Annotated in this window: 19 protein-coding genes; 15 read left to right on the plus strand and 4 right to left on the minus strand. The window is 54.3% G+C overall.

Annotated elements, in window-relative coordinates:
* Positions 1-18 precede the first annotated feature (18 nt).
* On the plus strand, positions 19-891 hold the full coding sequence (locus GN278_05490; protein XAT60318.1) for a 50S ribosomal protein L11 methyltransferase: 873 nt from the start codon (positions 19-21) through the stop codon (positions 889-891).
* Positions 892-949: 58 nt separating this feature from the next.
* Here the strand turns inward: GN278_05490 and GN278_05495 are convergent, their stop codons facing one another.
* Entirely contained in the window at positions 950-1,156 is a 207-nt protein-coding gene (locus tag GN278_05495) for a DUF1127 domain-containing protein (GenBank protein XAT60319.1), read from the minus strand.
* Positions 1,157-1,445: 289 nt separating this feature from the next.
* Here GN278_05495 and ruvC point away from each other — a divergent pair, with 289 nt between their 5' ends.
* The 3 genes from ruvC to ruvB are packed head-to-tail and all read left to right on the plus strand — an operon-like array spanning position 1,446 to position 3,652.
* On the plus strand, positions 1,446-1,952 hold the full coding sequence (gene ruvC, locus GN278_05500) for a crossover junction endodeoxyribonuclease RuvC (GenBank protein XAT60320.1): 507 nt from the start codon (positions 1,446-1,448) through the stop codon (positions 1,950-1,952).
* Positions 1,949-2,629, plus strand: a complete 681-nt coding sequence (gene ruvA / locus GN278_05505) for a Holliday junction branch migration protein RuvA (protein XAT60321.1) — start codon at positions 1,949-1,951, stop codon at positions 2,627-2,629. Before ruvC ends, ruvA begins: the two co-directional genes overlap by 4 nt.
* A gap of 3 nt (positions 2,630-2,632) precedes the next feature.
* Positions 2,633-3,652, plus strand: coding sequence for a Holliday junction branch migration DNA helicase RuvB (gene ruvB, locus GN278_05510; GenBank protein XAT60322.1), 1,020 nt, complete (start codon positions 2,633-2,635; stop codon positions 3,650-3,652).
* 41 nt (positions 3,653-3,693) lie between these two features.
* Here ruvB and GN278_05515 read toward each other — a convergent pair whose 3' ends face one another.
* Complete coding sequence (locus GN278_05515) at positions 3,694-3,927, minus strand: hypothetical protein (GenBank protein XAT60323.1); 234 nt, start codon at positions 3,925-3,927, stop codon at positions 3,694-3,696.
* 190 nt (positions 3,928-4,117) lie between these two features.
* Between GN278_05515 and GN278_05520 the strand changes: the two genes are divergently transcribed.
* From GN278_05520 to GN278_05570, 11 genes are all read left to right on the plus strand, one after another.
* On the plus strand, positions 4,118-4,753 hold the full coding sequence (locus tag GN278_05520) for a hypothetical protein (GenBank protein ID XAT60324.1): 636 nt from the start codon (positions 4,118-4,120) through the stop codon (positions 4,751-4,753).
* Positions 4,754-4,755: 2 nt separating this feature from the next.
* The gene (gene ybgC / locus GN278_05525) at positions 4,756-5,154 is read left to right on the plus strand and encodes a tol-pal system-associated acyl-CoA thioesterase (protein ID XAT62557.1); all 399 of its coding nucleotides are present in this window, start codon (positions 4,756-4,758) and stop codon (positions 5,152-5,154) included.
* Between the two features lie 111 nt (positions 5,155-5,265).
* Entirely contained in the window at positions 5,266-5,961 is a 696-nt protein-coding gene (gene tolQ, locus GN278_05530; protein XAT60325.1) for a protein TolQ, read from the plus strand.
* 1 nt (position 5,962) lies between these two features.
* On the plus strand, positions 5,963-6,430 hold the full coding sequence (gene tolR / locus GN278_05535; GenBank protein ID XAT62558.1) for a protein TolR: 468 nt from the start codon (positions 5,963-5,965) through the stop codon (positions 6,428-6,430).
* Between the two features lie 9 nt (positions 6,431-6,439).
* Entirely contained in the window at positions 6,440-7,609 is a 1,170-nt protein-coding gene (locus GN278_05540) for an energy transducer TonB (protein ID XAT60326.1), read from the plus strand.
* The gene (gene tolB / locus GN278_05545) at positions 7,609-8,919 is read left to right on the plus strand and encodes a Tol-Pal system protein TolB (protein XAT60327.1); all 1,311 of its coding nucleotides are present in this window, start codon (positions 7,609-7,611) and stop codon (positions 8,917-8,919) included. Before GN278_05540 ends, tolB begins: the two co-directional genes overlap by 1 nt.
* A gap of 82 nt (positions 8,920-9,001) precedes the next feature.
* The gene (pal, locus tag GN278_05550; GenBank protein XAT60328.1) at positions 9,002-9,487 is read left to right on the plus strand and encodes a peptidoglycan-associated lipoprotein Pal; all 486 of its coding nucleotides are present in this window, start codon (positions 9,002-9,004) and stop codon (positions 9,485-9,487) included.
* A gap of 6 nt (positions 9,488-9,493) precedes the next feature.
* Positions 9,494-10,306 carry a tol-pal system protein YbgF gene (gene ybgF, locus GN278_05555; protein XAT60329.1) on the plus strand — a complete coding sequence of 271 codons (813 nt, stop codon included), beginning with the start codon at positions 9,494-9,496 and terminating at the stop codon, positions 10,304-10,306.
* Positions 10,297-11,604, plus strand: a complete 1,308-nt coding sequence (tilS, locus tag GN278_05560; protein XAT60330.1) for a tRNA lysidine(34) synthetase TilS — start codon at positions 10,297-10,299, stop codon at positions 11,602-11,604. Before ybgF ends, tilS begins: the two co-directional genes overlap by 10 nt.
* Positions 11,605-11,682: 78 nt before the next feature.
* Positions 11,683-13,602, plus strand: coding sequence for an ATP-dependent zinc metalloprotease FtsH (hflB, locus tag GN278_05565; GenBank protein XAT60331.1), 1,920 nt, complete (start codon positions 11,683-11,685; stop codon positions 13,600-13,602).
* 182 nt (positions 13,603-13,784) lie between these two features.
* Positions 13,785-14,438, plus strand: coding sequence for a glutathione S-transferase family protein (locus tag GN278_05570; protein ID XAT60332.1), 654 nt, complete (start codon positions 13,785-13,787; stop codon positions 14,436-14,438).
* A 5-nt stretch (positions 14,439-14,443) separates the two neighbouring features.
* Here GN278_05570 and lpdA read toward each other — a convergent pair whose 3' ends face one another.
* A complete protein-coding gene (gene lpdA / locus GN278_05575; GenBank protein ID XAT60333.1) occupies positions 14,444-15,832 on the minus strand; it encodes a dihydrolipoyl dehydrogenase in 1,389 nt (462 codons plus the stop codon).
* A 108-nt stretch (positions 15,833-15,940) separates the two neighbouring features.
* The gene (gene odhB, locus GN278_05580) at positions 15,941-17,458 is read right to left on the minus strand and encodes a 2-oxoglutarate dehydrogenase complex dihydrolipoyllysine-residue succinyltransferase (protein XAT60334.1); all 1,518 of its coding nucleotides are present in this window, start codon (positions 17,456-17,458) and stop codon (positions 15,941-15,943) included.

Genomic DNA, 17,458 nt, shown 5'->3' on the forward strand with positions numbered 1-17,458 from the left:
CATAACTCGGAGATTTAAATGCCCACTTTTACTGCTTTGACAACTCTGTCGGAAAAGCAATCAGCCCAAGCCCTTGGCGCAGCAATGGAACGTCTTGATCCTGAGCCAATGGGGGTTGGGGTATTTGAGATGGAAGATGGATCGGGATTATGGGAAGTCGGCGGCTATTTTACACAAGCCCCTGATGATACTGCGCTAGCAATCCTGGCTGCTGCATTTGATGCGGCCCCTTTTGCTGTCTCAAAATTGCCGGAAACTGATTGGGTGGCTAAAGTCAAACGCGAATTGAAACCCGTTAAGGCGGGACGGTTCTTCGTCTATGGCAGTCATGATGCAGATCAGGTTCCAGCGGATAGTATTGCACTTTTAATTGAGGCCGCAATGGCTTTTGGAACTGGACATCATGGCACGACCTTGGGCTGTTTGCGGGCTTTGGACCGACTGGCCGAGACCGGATTTGAAGGCCGAAACGTGATTGACGTTGGATGCGGGACAGCGGTTTTAGCGATGGCGGCAGCTTCGATCTGGTCGTCGCCTGTGCTGGCCAGCGACATTGACCAAGTCGCGGTGGACGTGGCGCGCGCTAATGTTGTGTCCAATCAATTGGAGGGGTGTGTTACGTGCCTTGAGGCCGCTGGCTTTGATCACCTCGATTTATCCGCGTCAGCGCCCTTTGATCTGGTCTTTGCCAATATTTTGAAAGGCCCGTTGATTGATCTGGCTCCGGCCATGGCATCCCATATTATGGATCAAGGATATGCGATTTTATCAGGTATCCTGACCGAACAGGCAGATCAGGTGACGTCGTGTTACGCCGAGGTGGGCTTTGAACTTTTGCACCGCGAAGATATTGGCGAGTGGTCAACGCTCACCTTGCGCAAATCGCAATAAAAAAGGGCACTATGGAAAACCATAGCACCCATAACCGACAGGGAGAAAAGTCGGGCAATCAGCGTCCGAGGGGCAAACGCGTGAAATTGTCGATGTCACCGCGGCATAGCCCGATGTCTTCAAGTTGCCGGTCAGATAACCGAGATAGGCTCGTACGGGTCAAACGGCGATCATTCCAATTGTTAATGGCGGCAAAGACATTGGTGAAAAGTGCTGATCTTTTGCCTGAGCTGCGCGCTAAGTCGCTAGTGCTTACTACTGACATAATTAAAGTCCTTTAAAAGAGGGGTTCCTTAGGCCCACTTAGGCTCGAAACCCTGTCAGCACAATCATCGTTTTTGCATGTCCTCTATGCTTTTTCTGCATGGCTTAAACGCGACTGGAAACAGGTGTGAATGAGCGCCTTTTGCCGCCGTATGTCTTACTAGGTTTTTGACGCTCGTGGGTCTTGCTTGAAGTGGCCAATAACCTGCACAAGTATTTTGTGATTGGCATTTGTTCACGTTTCGTGCTAATTGTTGCGAATAACAAGATATAAAAAAAGGGCAGTGAGCATGCGGGTACTCGGGGTTGACCCAGGTTTACGCAATATGGGCTGGGGGATCATCGAGGTCTCAGGCAGCCGGATTGCCCATGTAGCGAATGGAATATGTCATTCCAGCGGTGAAGATTTGGCCATGCGTTTGCTATCTTTGCATCATCAACTCACGGATGTGGTGTCAAAGTGGGCACCCGAAACAGCAGCTGTCGAGCAAACCTTTGTCAACAAAGACGCTGTGGCCACGCTAAAGCTGGGGCAGGCGCGGGCGGTGGCGCTTTTGGTGCCTGCTCAGGCGGGGCTGCTGGTGGCGGAATATGCCCCCAACAAAGTGAAAAAAACTGTGGTTGGTGTCGGCCATGCGGATAAGCAGCAAATTGACCATATGGTGCGCCTTCAATTACCCGGGGTTGAGATCAAGGGCGCCGACGCCGCAGATGCTTTGGCCATTGCGCTGTGCCATGCCCATTATGCGCGATCATCGGACCGGTTGTCGCGGGCAATAGCAGGGGCTGTGGCATGATTGGAAAGCTGTCGGGCCGCATTGAGTATAAATCTGATGACCATCTTCTTTTGGATGTTCGCGGCGTGGGGTACATCGTTTTTTGTTCGGATCGGACCCTCATGGCGCTGCCCGGAGTTGGTGAGTTTACCGCGCTTTATACGGATTTGGTGGTGCGCGAAGATTTAATGCAATTGTTTGGGTTTCTGACGCTGGTGGAAAAAGAATGGCACCGGCTTTTGCTGTCAGTCCAAGGGGTTGGGGCAAAAGCATCACTGGCAATTCTAGGGGCCTTGGGACCAGACGGTGTCAGCAAAGCGATTGCGCTGGGCGATTGGACATCGGTGAAAGCGGCCAAGGGCATCGGGCCGAAAACTGCTCAGCGTGTGGTTAATGAGTTAAAAGACAAAGCCCCCAAAGTGATGGCGATGGCCGGAAATGTACCGGCGGCCATTGATCACCCATCTGATCCAGATGCCGTTGTAGAGCCAATCGCTGCTGCAAAGCCTGATGCGCCAACAGCAGCCGCAATGGGCAATCCGGCGGCGCAAGCCGAAGCCTTGTCCGCTTTGAGTAACCTCGGGTATGGCCCGGGCGAGGCGGCCTCGGCGGTGGCGCAGGCTATGGCTGACGGCAATGATGGCGAAACAGCTGCATTGATCCGCGCGGCCTTGAAACTTTTGGCACCGAAAGGCTAGGGCATGAGCGATCCTGATCCCATAGTGCGCCCTGCACCGCTTGAGGATGACAATGACCGTGCGCTTAGACCGCAGGGGTTAGATGAGTTTATTGGTCAAGCCGAAGCGCGGGCTAACTTAAGCGTGTTCATTCAATCCGCGCGCCAGCGCGGTGCGGCGATGGATCATACCCTGTTCTACGGCCCGCCCGGGCTTGGTAAAACCACATTGGCCCAGATCATCAGCCGCGAGCTTGGCGTGAATTTCCGCATGACCTCGGGGCCGGTACTGGCCAAAGCCGGTGATCTGGCGGCTATTCTGACCAACCTTGAAGCCCGAGACGTTCTATTTATAGATGAAATTCATCGGCTTAACCCGGTTGTGGAAGAGGTGCTCTATCCGGCGCTGGAAGATTTCGAGCTTGATCTGGTCATCGGTGAAGGCCCGGCCGCGCGCACCGTGCGGATTGAATTGCAGCCCTTTACCTTGGTGGGGGCCACCACGCGGCTTGGGCTTTTGACAACCCCGCTGCGGGATCGGTTTGGTATTCCGACGCGGCTGCAGTTTTATTCTGAGGACGAGCTTTTTGAGATCGTCAGCCGCAATGCGCGCAAGCTTGGGGCGCCTTCTGATGAAGGCGGGGCGCGTGAAATTGCCCGCCGGGCGCGCGGTACGCCGCGGATCGCCGGGCGTCTGCTGCGCCGGGTGGTGGATTTTGCCGTGGTGGAAGGTGACGGGCGCGTCACCCAGGCGCTGGCGGATCATGCGCTCACCCGTCTTGGGGTGGACCATCTTGGTCTTGATGGGGCTGATCGGCGCTATCTTACTCTCATTGCTGAACATTATGGCGGCGGTCCAGTGGGCGTAGAAACCCTAAGCGCAGCGCTTTCAGAAAGCCGTGATGCGCTCGAAGATGTGATCGAGCCTTATCTTTTGCAACAGGGTTTGGTTCAACGTACACCGCGCGGCCGGATGCTGGGACAGCTTGGGTGGACCCATCTGGGGCTGAGCGCCCCCAAAGGCCAGAGCAATTTATTCGAATAGCATATAGCTCGGTGATGGGGTGAAAACCCGGCTCAAACAACCTACAGTTTTGCGTCAGTATCACATCTGTTTTGCGGCGGAGTGATTTTGCCACCCATTTTCCGCTTAATAATGTCCCGACGGATCGCAAACAAAGGCTTGCCATCCGCCGGGCACGAGGTCGGAAAAAGTGCACCGCCCGGGGCGAACCGGTGAAGCCGGATCTGGAGAAACAGTAATTCCGACGTCACTGTTTTCGTCCGGGCGGGCATAGAGTCTACGGCTGTATAGCTCATAATTTTAGTCATCTTGGGTGCGAAAGTGCAGCCTATGCCAAAAAATGCTCGTTGTTGTTTGATATTTTGACTAAAAATTTTATTTTTGGCCAGTACTGCCTGCCCCGATCCCGTCTTGGACAGGGCGAAAAACAATGCTAAACCTGCGCAGGTAAAGATCAATTCGACCATCAAAGGAGCTCAATTTCAAATGACACCGCAAGAGGTCGAGACCCATTTCAACCGCAGCAATGGACGCTATGGTTTTGCCCGCTGGGGGCGGCCAATCGCCCCGATTGTTTTTGGGGTAGAGGATGCGACACTGGCGGTGCTTAAAGGCGCAATCGAAGCGGTGGTGACGCTGGCCAATCATAAGATGGCGGAAACCGACCCGGAATTGGGGTCAAACCTGATGGTGTTTTTCTGCCGGGACTGGAATGAACTGCTCGGCGTTCGTGATCTTGATAAGCTTGTGCCTGAACTGGACGCTTTGGTCGGCCGGTTGACCGACCAGGCGGCGAACCAATATCGGATTTTTAGATTTGATACCGCAGGAGCAATCAAAGCCTGCTTTGTGTTTCTAAGAATGGATAAATCTTTGGCTGACATGCCGGCGCAAACCCTGTGCCTGTCGCAAGCGGTGCAAACAATCGTTCTATGGTCCGAGGCCGCCTTTGCCCAACGTTCACCGCTGGCTATTCTGCCCGGTGGTAAAACCGTGTTGCGGCCCGAGATCGCTAATTTGATCCGCGCGGCCTATGATCCGGTACTGCCGGCGGTGGCAGCTGATCCCACGCACGCATTGCGTCTGTCTGCGCGTCTTACATTGTCCGAGGTGGCCGAATGATGATCGATCATCGATTTGATCTGAGCGTATATTATGAAGATACCGATCTGGCTGGGATCGTCTATTATGCCAATTACCTAAAATTTATTGAACGCGCGCGCAGCGAATGGGTGCAAACGCTCGGGATTGACCAGATGCGGCTTAAAGCCGAGCGCGGGGTGGTTTTCGCGGTGCGCCGGATTGAAGCTGACTATCTGCAGGCGGCAAAATTTGGAGACCGGCTACAGGTTCGCACGCGGGTTTTGGACATCACCGGCGCGCGGGTACGTCTAGAGCAAACAGTTGAGCGCGATAAAGAGGCGCTGTTTAAAGCCATCGTGACGTTGATTGCACTGACCGAAGGTGGCAAAGCGACCCGCTTGCCAGCGGAATTTCGCCTCAAATTGAACAAAAATTTGTGATTTCGCCGGGATCGACGGCATAATTCTTGGTTTTGGTTGTTTTTTGGTCTAGGCTTGCGCGAGTTAGAAGCCGTAAAATGGCCAAACAGATAGCAGATAGAGAGCAGGCAGATGGAAGCAGAAACGCTGGCTTTAGCGCAAGAGATCGACTTCTCATTCTGGGCATTGTTTGCCCGGGCCACCCTTACAGTCAAAATAGTCATTGCGATTTTGGTCTTTGCCTCGTTTTGGGCATGGTCAATCATCGTCCAGAGGATCATAATATATCGCCATGCCCGCCGCCAAGCGCGGCGCTTTGATCGGCTGTTTTGGTCAGGTGAGCCCCTCGATGAACTGTTTGAAAAAATGGGCCCCGAGCCCAAAGGCCGAGTGCAGCGGATATTTGCAGCGGGCATGATCGAATGGCAACGTAGCCACCGTTCGGACGGGGCCTTGATCGCTGGTGCGCAGTCGCGGATCGAGCGCTCAATGGACGTGGCGGTTACGAAAGAAGCCGAAGCTTTGCAGGCAGGGTTGCCGGTGTTGGCCACAGTGGGGTCAACCGCGCCGTTTATCGGTCTTTTTGGCACTGTATGGGGTATTATGAATGCCTTTATCGAGATTGCGCAGCAGCAAAATACCAATTTGACTGTAGTGGCCCCCGGGATCGCCGAAGCGCTTCTCGCCACGGGACTGGGTCTGCTTGCCGCGATCCCTGCGGTCATTTTCTACAATAAACTGAGCACTGATAGCGAACGTATTATCGCAGGTTATGAAGGCTTTGCAGATGAGTTTGCAACCATTCTTAGCCGTCAGTTGGACAGCTGATATGGGCGCGAGCACAGTTTCAAGTCAGGCAAAGTCGCGCCGGAGTCGCCGTACCCGCAATAAACCGATGTCTGAGATTAATGTTACGCCCTTTGTCGATGTGATGTTGGTGCTGCTGATCATCTTTATGGTGGCGGCGCCGATGCTAACGGTTGGGGTGCCTGTTGAATTGCCGAAAACGGCAGCCAATGCGTTGCCGACCGAAAAGGAAGAGCCCTTGACCGTCACCTTGACCGCAGAAGGCAAGCTGATGCTGCAAGACACCGAAATCCCTCCAGAGCAGTTGATTAATAAACTCAAAGCCATTGCCGTTGAGCGCAACAGCGACCGGGTGTTTTTGCGCGCGGATGGCGCAATTTCCTATGCCCGCGTGGTACAGGTGATGGGCGCGCTTAATGCGGGTGGATTTTCCAATATTGGATTGGTCACGGATGTGGGTGGGCCGACGCTGGCCGAAACGGACGGCTAAGAGGGCCGCATGCATATCGGGCATTATATCTCAGGAAGTGCACATATCGGGTTGCTTGGCTGGATGTTGCTTGGCGGTGTGTTTCAATCCGAGCAATTGCCGGTTGACGTAAGCAACGTCTCTGTAGTGAGCCTTTCCGAATACGCCGATATTGTGATGACGGACCGCGCCCCAGAGGCCGAGCTACAACCACAGGATTTGATGCAGCCAGAGACGGAAGCAGATCCTTTGCCCGAACGCCCCAGTCAAGAACAGGCGGTTGAAAATATCCCGCAGCCGGAGCTGATGGTGCAGCCGGAAGAAACGTCGCGCAGCGCCCCGCAGACCCCTGATCCACTGCTTATCCCGACCCCCGAGGTGACCGAACCAACAAAATTGGCGGCGCCGCAAAGCAATGATGCTGCTTTTATTGTGCCGCGCTCTGCGCCTGCGCCGCGCCCGCAGCCGGACAAGCGGATTGCCCCAAAACCCGTTGCACCGCCACCGCCGGATGTTGCCCAAGAGGATCAACTTCGCCAAGCCGCAGCCCCGTCTGAAAACCCTGCGGCGGTCCCGCAGCCCGAAGTTGACGCCACAGCCCCCGAAGAAGCAGCACGCGAAAGTCTGGCCGAGACAGACACGCCGCCAAAGATGGCGCCCGACAGCTCGGTGCGCCCACAGGCGAGACCGGCGCTGCCCGAGCCGCCAAAGGCACCTGAGCCATCACCTGAAATTGCAAATCAATCACCAGATCCTGTTCAAGCGCCGGAACCCGAGCCGAAACCAGAAGCTGAGCCGAAACCAACACCGCAAGAAGACCCGATCCAAGCTGCACTTCAAGAAGCGATGCAAGGTGGATCTGAACCATCAGAGGCCACAGGTCCGGCATTGACAAAAGACGAAAAAGAAGGTCTGCGTGATGATGTGCAAGCCTGCTGGATTGTGGATGAAGGCAGCCTCGTGTCGAACGTCACAGTGACAGTGGCAATGTCAATGACACCCGAGGGAAAGGTAAAAGGCGGCAGTTTGCGATTGATCAGTGGGGAAGGCGGCTCAGACAGGGCGAAAAAAATAGCCTTTGAGGCAGCAAGAAGAGCTATTTTACGTTGCCAGAAAAAAGGCTATGATTTGCCCAAAGAAAAATATGAACATTGGCGAGAAATTGAAATAATATTCGATCCAGAATCGAGAACGAGATAATGATGCGTATACTGATCCTACTAACAAGTTTGCTATTGGCCACGGCGGCGGTGTCTGCCCCGCTGCGGATAAAAATCACCGAGGGCGTGGTCGAACCGCTGCCTTTCGCCGCCCCTAGCTTTATTGCCGAAAATGCTGCGGGGGCCGAATACGCCAAGGTGTTGGCCGAAGTTGTCGCGCAGGATTTAACCGGATCGGGGCTGTTTCGTGCAATACCTGAGGCGGCGCATATCTCGACTATCACCAGCTTTGCCTCACCTGTGCAATATTCCGACTGGAAGGCGATTAATGCGCAAGCCTTGATCACAGGCACGGTCAGCGGCAGTGCAACGGGGCAAATCACCGTCAAATTTCGAATTTACGATGTTTTCGCGGGCGCGGAATTAGGCAAAGGTCTGCGCTTTACCGGCAGCGCGGATGGATGGCGCAGGATGGCGCATAAAGTAGCGGATGTGGTTTATGGGCGGATCACTGGCGAAAGCGGTTATTTCGACAGCCGTGTTGTCTTCGTGTCCGAAACCGGCCGGAAGGGCGCGCGCAAAAAGCGTCTGGCGATTATGGATTATGATGGCGCCAATGTGCAATATTTGACCGATAGCACTTCGATTGTTTTAGCGCCGCGGTTCTCACCCACTGGCGACCGGGTGCTCTACACCAGCTATGAGACTGGATTTCCGCATATATACGTGCTCGACGTAGGGTCGGTAAAACGCAAAGTACTGCAAAACAGCGCTGGCACCATGAGCTTTGCACCACGCTTTGCCCCAAATGGAAAATCTGTTGTCTATTCGCTTGAACAAGGCGGAAACACAGATATCTATCTGATGAATTTAAGCTCTGGAAAAAGCCGCCGTTTGACCAATGCCGCCTCGATTGAAACCGCGCCTAGCTTTTCGCCCGATGGATCACAAATCGTCTTTGAAAGCGATCGCTCTGGCTCGCAGCAGCTGTATGTGATGTCTGCAAGCGGCGGCTCGCCAAAGCGTATTAGTTTTGGTGATGGGCGCTATGGCACGCCTGTTTGGTCACCCCGCGGTGATCTGATTGCCTATACCAAACAAAACAAAGGCCGCTTTCATATTGGTGTGATGCGCGTAGATGGTTCAAAAGAGCGTCTGCTCACGGCATCTTTTCTAGATGAAGGGCCAACCTGGTCTCCGAATGGGCGGGTGATTATGTTTACCCGTGAAACCCAAGGCGCAAGTGGCGCCGCATCGCTTTATTCGGTGGATATCTCGGGGCGCAATCTAAAACCGGTGAAAACCCCCGATGGGGCCTCGGATCCGGCGTGGTCACCGCTTGGGCGTTAAACCGCCAATAGCAAAAGCGCTCTGGCGTTCCCATGAGATACAAGATGTGTTAATACAATGGAAAATATGAGGACATAAGACAATGAGATGGCTAATCCAAGTCGGCGCAGTTTTGTGTTTGACAGTGCTAATTGGGTGTTCTGAAACAAGTGCCCCGGGATCAGGTGTCAATGGCGGCAGTCGCGGATCAGTTGATGATCCGACCTCAGAAGCATTTTTTGAAACATCGGTTGGAGACCGGGTCTTTTTCGCTATCGATGAATCGGTCATCAATGCAGAAGCCCGCACTGCGCTTGATGGGCAGGCCACATGGTTGAATGGTAATACTGAATTTACGGTGATTATCGAAGGTCATGCAGATGAACAGGGAACCCGCGAATATAACCTTGCTCTTGGAGCCCGGCGCGCCAATGCGGTACGAGAATACCTCATTGCTGCAGGGGTTAGCGGAGATCGAATACAAACCCTCAGCTATGGCAAAGAGCGCCCAGTTGAACTTTGCAGTCTTGAGCGCTGCTATGCACAAAACCGCCGTGGTGTGACTGTTTTGAACAACGTTGGGTTTTAGCAGATCATGATAGGAAGAGGTTTTTGCTTATTACTGGTCTTTCTTGCCCTTCCGTTTGCCATGCAGGCGCAGGAGCGTGAGCAAACGTTAGCCGATATCCGTCAGGATCTCTCGGTTCTGTATTATGAACTGCGGCGGCTGAACAGGGAACTTTCAACCACCCAAGCGCCCTCAGGCATCGGGTCTGGGGCAAATGTGAACGACCGTCTAGATGCGGTCGAAGCAGAGTTGCGGCGGTTAACAGGAGCCACTGAAAAGCTAGAGTTCCGGATCAACCAGGTGGTCAAAGACGGCACCAACCGGGTTGGTGATTTAGAGTTTCGTTTGGTTGAGTTGGAAGGCGGGGATATTTCAACGCTCGGCGAGACCTCGACACTGGGCGGCGAAGTGGCGCAATTTCCCATTGATGATGAGCCCCAAGCCGAAACCGAGCTTGCAGTTGGAGAAGAGGCAGATTTTGCCATGGCGCAGCGGGCCTTGGATGAAGAACGCTATGAGGAAGCCGCTGAACTTTTTGCGCGCTTTACCCAAACCTATCCGAGTAGCCCTCTGACCGCAGAGGCGCATCTGTCGCGCGGCAAGGCATTGGATGGAAATTTTGACTATAAAGCCAGTGCCCGGGCCTATTTGGAAAGTTTCAGCAATTATCCAAACGCATCGGTTGCCCCAGAGGCGTTGATGCGGCTTGGCAAGGCGCTGGTGAGCTTGGGACAGGTTGATGCGGGCTGTCAGACTTTGTCGCAGGTGGAAATTCGCTTTCCCAACACGCAGTTTGCCATTGATGCCCAAGATGAAATGCTTGCTTTGCAGTGTCTGTAAACGACCCACTTTCTTTAGCCGCGGCCTTTGCAGATGCGGTTCAGAAAAATATACCTGCTGCACTTGGTAAGCCCTTAAGCCATTTAACGCTGGCCGTGTCGGGCGGCGGGGACAGTATGGCACTAATGCATCTTGCTGCTCAATGGGCTGAGGTGCACGCCGTCCAGTGCCATGTGGTCACGATTGACCATGGGCTGCGATCCGGCAGCGCATCAGAGGCGCAATTTGTAGCGCAGGCAGCAGCTGAGCTTGGGCTCACACATAAAACACTGTGTTGGGCAGACTGGGACGGGCAAGGCAATCTTCAAGATCAAGCGCGTCAGGCGCGCTACCGGTTACTTGATGACGCGCGCGGCGATAGCCAATTGGTTTTGATGGGCCATACCCTAGACGATCAGGCCGAGACGTTTTTGATGCGTCTGAAACGTGGCTCAGGCGTTGATGGGTTGGCCGGCATTCCAACCTGCCGTTTTGTTGGCTCTGCGGCTGGGGATGACGGCTATTGGGTGCTGCGCCCTTTGCTGGGTATTTCGCGTCAAGCGCTGCGTGATTATTTAAATCAACAAAATGTGCAGTGGGTCGAAGACCCTTCCAACCAAGACCCAAGCTATGAACGTATTCAAATGCGCCAGCTTCTGAACCAGATCAGCGGGGCAGGGCTTGGCCCATCGGTGCTTGCAGAAACGGCTGCCCGAATGGGGCAGGCCAAAGAGGCGTTGGATCGACAGCTTAGCAGGCTGGTGCGCGATTTGGTGCAAGAGTATCACGGTGATTTAACTATTGATCTGCAGGCGCTTCTAAAGGAACCGACAGAGATTTCAGATCGTCTGCTTGCGGCGGCGCTTTGTTGGGTGTCTTCCAACCCTTACCGTCCGCGTTATGCGGCGCTGCGACGCTGCTCCGAGGCCGTGGCAGGGGGCGCTGCGCAGTCGTTACATGGCTGCTTGCTATACCTATGGAAAGGGCGTCTGCGCATCACGCGTGAATATCATGCCGTGGCGGATATGAGCGTTGTAGCCGCCCCAAAAGCACTATGGGATGGCCGTTGGCGTTTGAACCTTTTGCCGCCCGCGCATGATACTGCCGCCGGCTGGGTGATTAAGCCTTTGGGCGAGGCGGGCGCGCAGGCAGTGCGCCCACTTTTGCCCAAGGACATTCCTTTTCGCTCGCTCTTGGCCTGCCCAGCTCTTTTTGACCAAGATGGGGCGCTGCAAACTGTTCCCGGATTAAGCAAAAATCCGCCCTTTAATGTGGAATTTAGCCTGCGGCCTTTTGATCAATCTTTGATTGCCCATTGAACCTTTAAATTTGATGGCTATTTAACTCATAACACCCCTGTGCTAAGCACATTTACTGAATTAAGTTTGGAGAGTCTCTTGGGCAATAATCGCAACGTCGCCTTTTGGATCGTATTGTTTTTGTTAATTGTCGTGCTGTTTAATGTCTTCAGCTCAGGCGCTGGTACGATGCAGACCCGCGAAATTAGCTATTCTGACTTTGTAAAATCGGTCCGCGGGGGAACGGTTTCCTCAGCAACACTCGATGGTGAACAGGTGCGCATTGTCACCACGGATAATAGTGAATTCGTTACCATTCGCCCCAATGATGCCAATGTCACCGAGCTGTTGATCGAAAACAACGTGGCCATTCGGGCTGAACAGCAAGAGCAGTCGGGTATTCAATCATTTTTGATGACAATATTCCCCTTCCTGTTGCTGATCGGAGTATGGATCTTCTTTATGAACCGGATGCAGGGCGGCGGACGCGGCGGGGCCATGGGCTTTGGCAAATCGCGTGCGAAATTGCTGACCGAAAAGCAGGGCCGTGTCACCTTTGATGATGTGGCCGGCATTGACGAAGCCAAAGAAGAGCTTGAAGAGATTGTCGAATTTCTGCGCAACCCGCAAAAATTTAGCCGCCTTGGTGGTCAGATTCCCAAGGGCGCGCTTTTGGTGGGCCCTCCGGGTACGGGTAAAACCCTTTTAGCGCGCGCCATTGCTGGCGAAGCCGGGGTACCGTTCTTTACCATTTCCGGCTCTGATTTTGTGGAAATGTTTGTTGGTGTGGGCGCCAGCCGTGTACGCGACATGTTTGAGCAGGCCAAGAAAAACGCACCCTGCATCGTGTTTATAGACGAAATTGATGCGGTCGGGCGTAACCGAGGCGCCGGCTATGGCGGCGGTAATGATGAGCGCGAGCAAACGCTGAACCAGTTGTTGGTCGAAATGGATGGCTTTGAAACCAATGAGGGTGTGATTATCCTTGCTGCGACCAACCGCCGTGATGTGCTTGACCCTGCATTGCTACGTCCGGGCAGATTTGACCGTCAGGTCACCGTGCCCAATCCGGACATCAAAGGGCGTGAAAAAATTCTTAAAGTTCATGCCCGTAAAACCCCGCTCGGACCAGATGTGGATTTGCGTCTGATTGCGCGTGGATCACCGGGAATGTCCGGTGCCGATCTGGCCAATCTAGTGAATGAAGCGGCTTTGATGGCTGCGCGCATCGGGCGCTCTGTGGTCAATATGATTGATTTTGAAAACGCCAAAGACAAAGTCATGATGGGCGCTGAGCGGCGCAGTATGGTGCTGACCTCGGACCAGAAGGAAAAAACCGCCTATCACGAAGCGGGTCATGCGGTTGTTGGGATGAACCTGCCCCAGTGTGATCCTGTCTACAAGGCGACAATTATCCCGCGCGGCGGTGCGTTGGGGATGGTTGTATCGCTACCTGAAATTGACCGGCTCAACTGGCATAAATCAGAATGCGAAGAAAAAATGGCGATGACTATGGCGGGCAAAGCCGCTGAGATCATCAAATATGGACCTGAAAATGTCTCGAACGGGCCGGCGGGCGATATCCAGCAGGCGTCGGGTCTGGCGCGCGCCATGGTGCTGCGCTGGGGGATGTCGGATAAAGTTGGCGATATTGATTATTCCGAAGCCCATGAAGGTTATTCGGGCAATACAGCCGGGCTGTCTGTATCGGCCAATACCAAGGAATTGATCGAAGATGAGGTCAAGCGGTTGATCGGTGATGCCTATGATTGCGCCTATGCCATTTTGACAGAAAAGCACGAAGAATGGGAGCGGCTGGCGCAGGGCCTACTGGAATATGAAACCCTGACCGGAGATCAGATTAAACGCGTGATGCGCGGTGATCCGCCAGAAGCGGAAGACGGCGAAGACGATAGCGATGATGCGGGCAATGCACCTTCGGTCACGATGATCCCGAAAACCAAGCCCAAATCAAAACCTAGCGGTGATACCGGAGATATGGCCCCCGAGCCTACCTAAAAGCTTGCTGGCTTAACCGCTATTGCGATAGAAAATTAAAGCGCCTGCCAAAGCATGACCTGCTGGCAGGCGTTTTGGTTTTCTGTGGCAAATATGCTAGAATTGGCAAACATTTAAAGCCCCAAATCCTTTAGGCGCTGCACAGCGGATAGAATTTTAGAAAGCCAAGAAAGAGTAAAGACATGTCCCAACCATTGGTTCTTTATAGCTATCGCTATAGTGTCTATTGCTGGATTGCACGGTTAACTCTTGCAGAAAAGCGGCTTTCTTACGCGGTTTTGGAAATCAATCCATTTACCGAAGATCAGGTTCACACCCGTTTTGAACGCACGCCGTTCGGGTTGGTGCCCGTTTTAAAGCAAGGCGCGTTTACGCTTTATGAAAGTGCTGCGATTTGCCGTTATATTGATCTAAGTTTTCCAGACCCTGCCTTGGTTCCAAAAGAGCCAATGGCAGCGGCACAGATGGCGCAGGCGATTAATATTATCGACAATTATGGCTACCGGCCTATGATCCGGCAGGTTTTTGCACATCGGGTTTTTCGCCCCATTGAGGGACTTGAGGCCAGCAACGATGAAATTGCCATTGGCATCGCGGCCTCGGCGCCTGTCTTAAAGGCCTTGGAGCCACTGTGCGGCCATGGCTTTGCGCGCCTGGGTGGGCAAAAAACACTTGCAGATTGCCATCTTGCACCGATGTTTGGCTATTTTTCCCAAGCTGAAGAGGGCGCAAAGATGCTGGCAAGCTATCCAAAGCTGGCGCAGTGGTGCGCACAGCTTAAAGACTGGTCTAGTTATCTGGATACCGAACCAAAGATTGGGGCGGCAGGGGCCTAAGCCGCTTAGGCGTGAATGGCCCCATCACCGCAGTCCAGCGCCGCTTCACGCACGGCCTCGGAATAGGTGGGATGTGCATGGCAGGTCATGGCCAGATCTTCGGCAGAGGCGCCAAACTCCATTGCCACACAGACCTCATGGATTAAATCGCCCGCTGCTGGTCCGATGATATGCGCGCCAAGGATCCGGTCGCTGTCTTTATCGGCCAGAATTTTCACAAAACCGTCGGCGGCAAAGTTTGCCTTGGCGCGGCCATTTCCCATGAACATGAACTTACCCACTTTATAGGCGCGGCCTTCTTCTTTTAGCGCCTCTTCGGTTTGGCCGACCGAGGCGACCTCGGGGTGGGTATAAATCACGCCCGGGATCACATCGTAATTCACATGGCCATGGCGTCCGGCAATAACCTCGGCCGCTGCAATACCTTCGTCTTCGGCCTTATGCGCCAGCATTGGGCCGTCGATCGCATCACCGATTGCATAAATGCCGCTGACCGAAGTGCGCCATTGCGCATCGGTTTTAATCTGGCCGCGCTCGCTGATCTCGATGCCAAGATCAGCCAGTCCTAAACCATCTGTAAAGGGCTTACGCCCCGTGGCCACCAGAACCACATCTACATCTATCTGCTGAGCGCTGCCGTCTTTGCGCCGCTGATAGTTGACCTTGGCTTTGGTTTTTAGCCGCTCGACGGATTGCACTGCTGCGCCCATGACGAATTTCAAACCCTGTTTTTTCAAGGTCCTTTGAAAGGTTTTTTGCACCTCGGCGTCCATCCCCGGCGTGATCGCATCAAGGTATTCGATCACCGTGACCTCTGCGCCCAGGCGGGCATAGACTGAGCCCAGCTCAAGCCCGATAACGCCAGCGCCGATGACTGCAAGCTTTTTGGGTATTTTTGGCAGCGTTAATGCGCCTGTTGAACTGACAACTATCTCTTCGTCAATCTCGACACCGGGCAGGGTTGAGGGGGTCGAGCCAGAGGCGATGATGATGTTTTTAGCGTCATGGATATCACCGCCAACATCAACCTGACCGGCTTTGGCAATGCGCGCCCAGCCTTTGAGCCAGTCGATCTTGTTCTTTTTAAACAGAAACTCGATGCCTTTGGTGTTGCCCTCGATGGTTTCGGCTTTATAGGCCTGCATTTGGGTCCAATCGACCGAGGGGCTTTTGCCTTTAAGTCCCATTTTGGTGAAATTATGCGTCGCCTCATGCAGCATATGGCTGGCATGCAGCAGGGCTTTTGACGGGATGCAGCCCACATTCAGGCAAGTCCCACCAAGGGTTTCACGCCCTTCGACACAGGCGGTTTTAAGCCCCAGCTGGGCGCAGCGAATGGCCGCCACATAGCCGCCTGGGCCGCTGCCGATCACAATCACATCATAGCTGGCCATCAGATATTTCCTTTCAATCCTATCCGGCTTGGAGCTGCGGAGTTTTCATATGCCGCGCCGTTTTTTGAGTATTTGAACAAAGAAAAAGCTCTTTGTTGTAGATTAAAATCACAGGTCCATCAGCAGGCGGCGGGGGTCTTCGAGGGCCTCTTTGACCCGCACCAAAAAGGTCACAGCGCCTTTGCCATCCACAATTCTGTGGTCGTAGCTGAGCGCTAGATACATCATTGGCCGGATTACCACTTCGCCGTTGATCGCCATCGGGCGGTCCTGAATTTTATGCATGCCCAAAATACCCGATTGCGGCGGGTTCAGGATTGGCGAAGACATTAGCGATCCGTAAACGCCGCCGTTCGAGATGGTGAAAGTTCCGCCCTGCATTTCGGCCATGGAAAGTTTGCCATCGCGGGCGCGGGCGCCTTTTTCGGCTATCGCCTGTTCAATTTCGGCAAACGACATTGCATCGGCATTGCGGATCACGGGCACCACGAGGCCTGTTGGCGTGCCTGCGGCGATGCCCATATGGACAAAGTTTTTATAGACGATATCCGTGCCATCGATTTCGGCGTTGACCTCAGGCACTTCGTTTAGGGCGTGGCAACAGGCTTTGGTGAAAAACGACATGAAGCCCAGCTTGACACCGTGTTTTTTCAAAAACTGATCTTTGTAGGTGTTGCGCATTTCCATCACTGCGCCCATGTCCACCTCATTATAGGTGGTGAGCATGGCGGCAGTGTTTTGACTGTCTTTGAGGCGGCGGGCGATGGTTTGCCGCAAGCGGGTCATTTTTACGCGCTCTTCGCGGGCTGCATCATCTGCGGCCACGGGTGCACGCGGCGCTGCTGGCGCGGCGTCCGCCGCAGCTGGCGCGGCCGTTGCGGCAACGGCCTGAGCCACGTCGCTTTTCATCACTCGGCCGTCGCGGCCCGTACCGGTCACCTTATCACGGCCAATACCGGCTTCGGCCATGGCTTTTTTGGCTGCGGGCGCATCTTCTATATCTGCAGCGCTTGCGGCTTTGGCCTTTGGCTCACCACCGGCGGCAGCCGGCGCTGCGGCAGTGGCAGTGCCGCTGGCAGCAAGAACGGCCAGTTTTGCATTGGCGGCCACAGTGCTGCCTTCGGCGGCCAGAATTTCGCTCAGAACGCCCGCAGAAGGGGCGGGCACTTCAACGCTGACCTTATCGGTTTCCAACTCGCAAAGCATTTCATCTTGGACAACAGCATCGCCAACGGCCTTGAACCATGTGGTGACGGTTGCCTCAGTGACGCTTTCGCCCAAGGTCGGCACCAGAACATCGAGGCTGCCGGTTGAGGCTGCTGGTTGGTCATTTGCGGGGGCTTCGGCGATCGGTGCGGCTGGTTGTGCAGCGGTCGGTGCGGCGCTTGCGCCATCGCTGATCACAGCAAGCAAGGCACCGACCCCCACGGTGCTGCCTTCGGCGGCGATAATTTCGGCCAGTGTGCCCGCAACCGAGCTTGGAACCTCGACCGTGACTTTATCGGTCTCAAGCTCGCAGAGCATTTCATCCACGGCGACGTTGTCGCCCGGGGCTTTGAACCAGGTGGCTACGGTGGCTTCAGTTACGGATTCGCCAAGGGTTGGAACACGAATTTCGGTTGTCAT

The sequence above is a fragment of the Rhodobacteraceae bacterium Araon29 genome, from assembly GCA_039640505.1.
GTDB lineage: Bacteria > Pseudomonadota > Alphaproteobacteria > Rhodobacterales > Rhodobacteraceae > CABZJG01.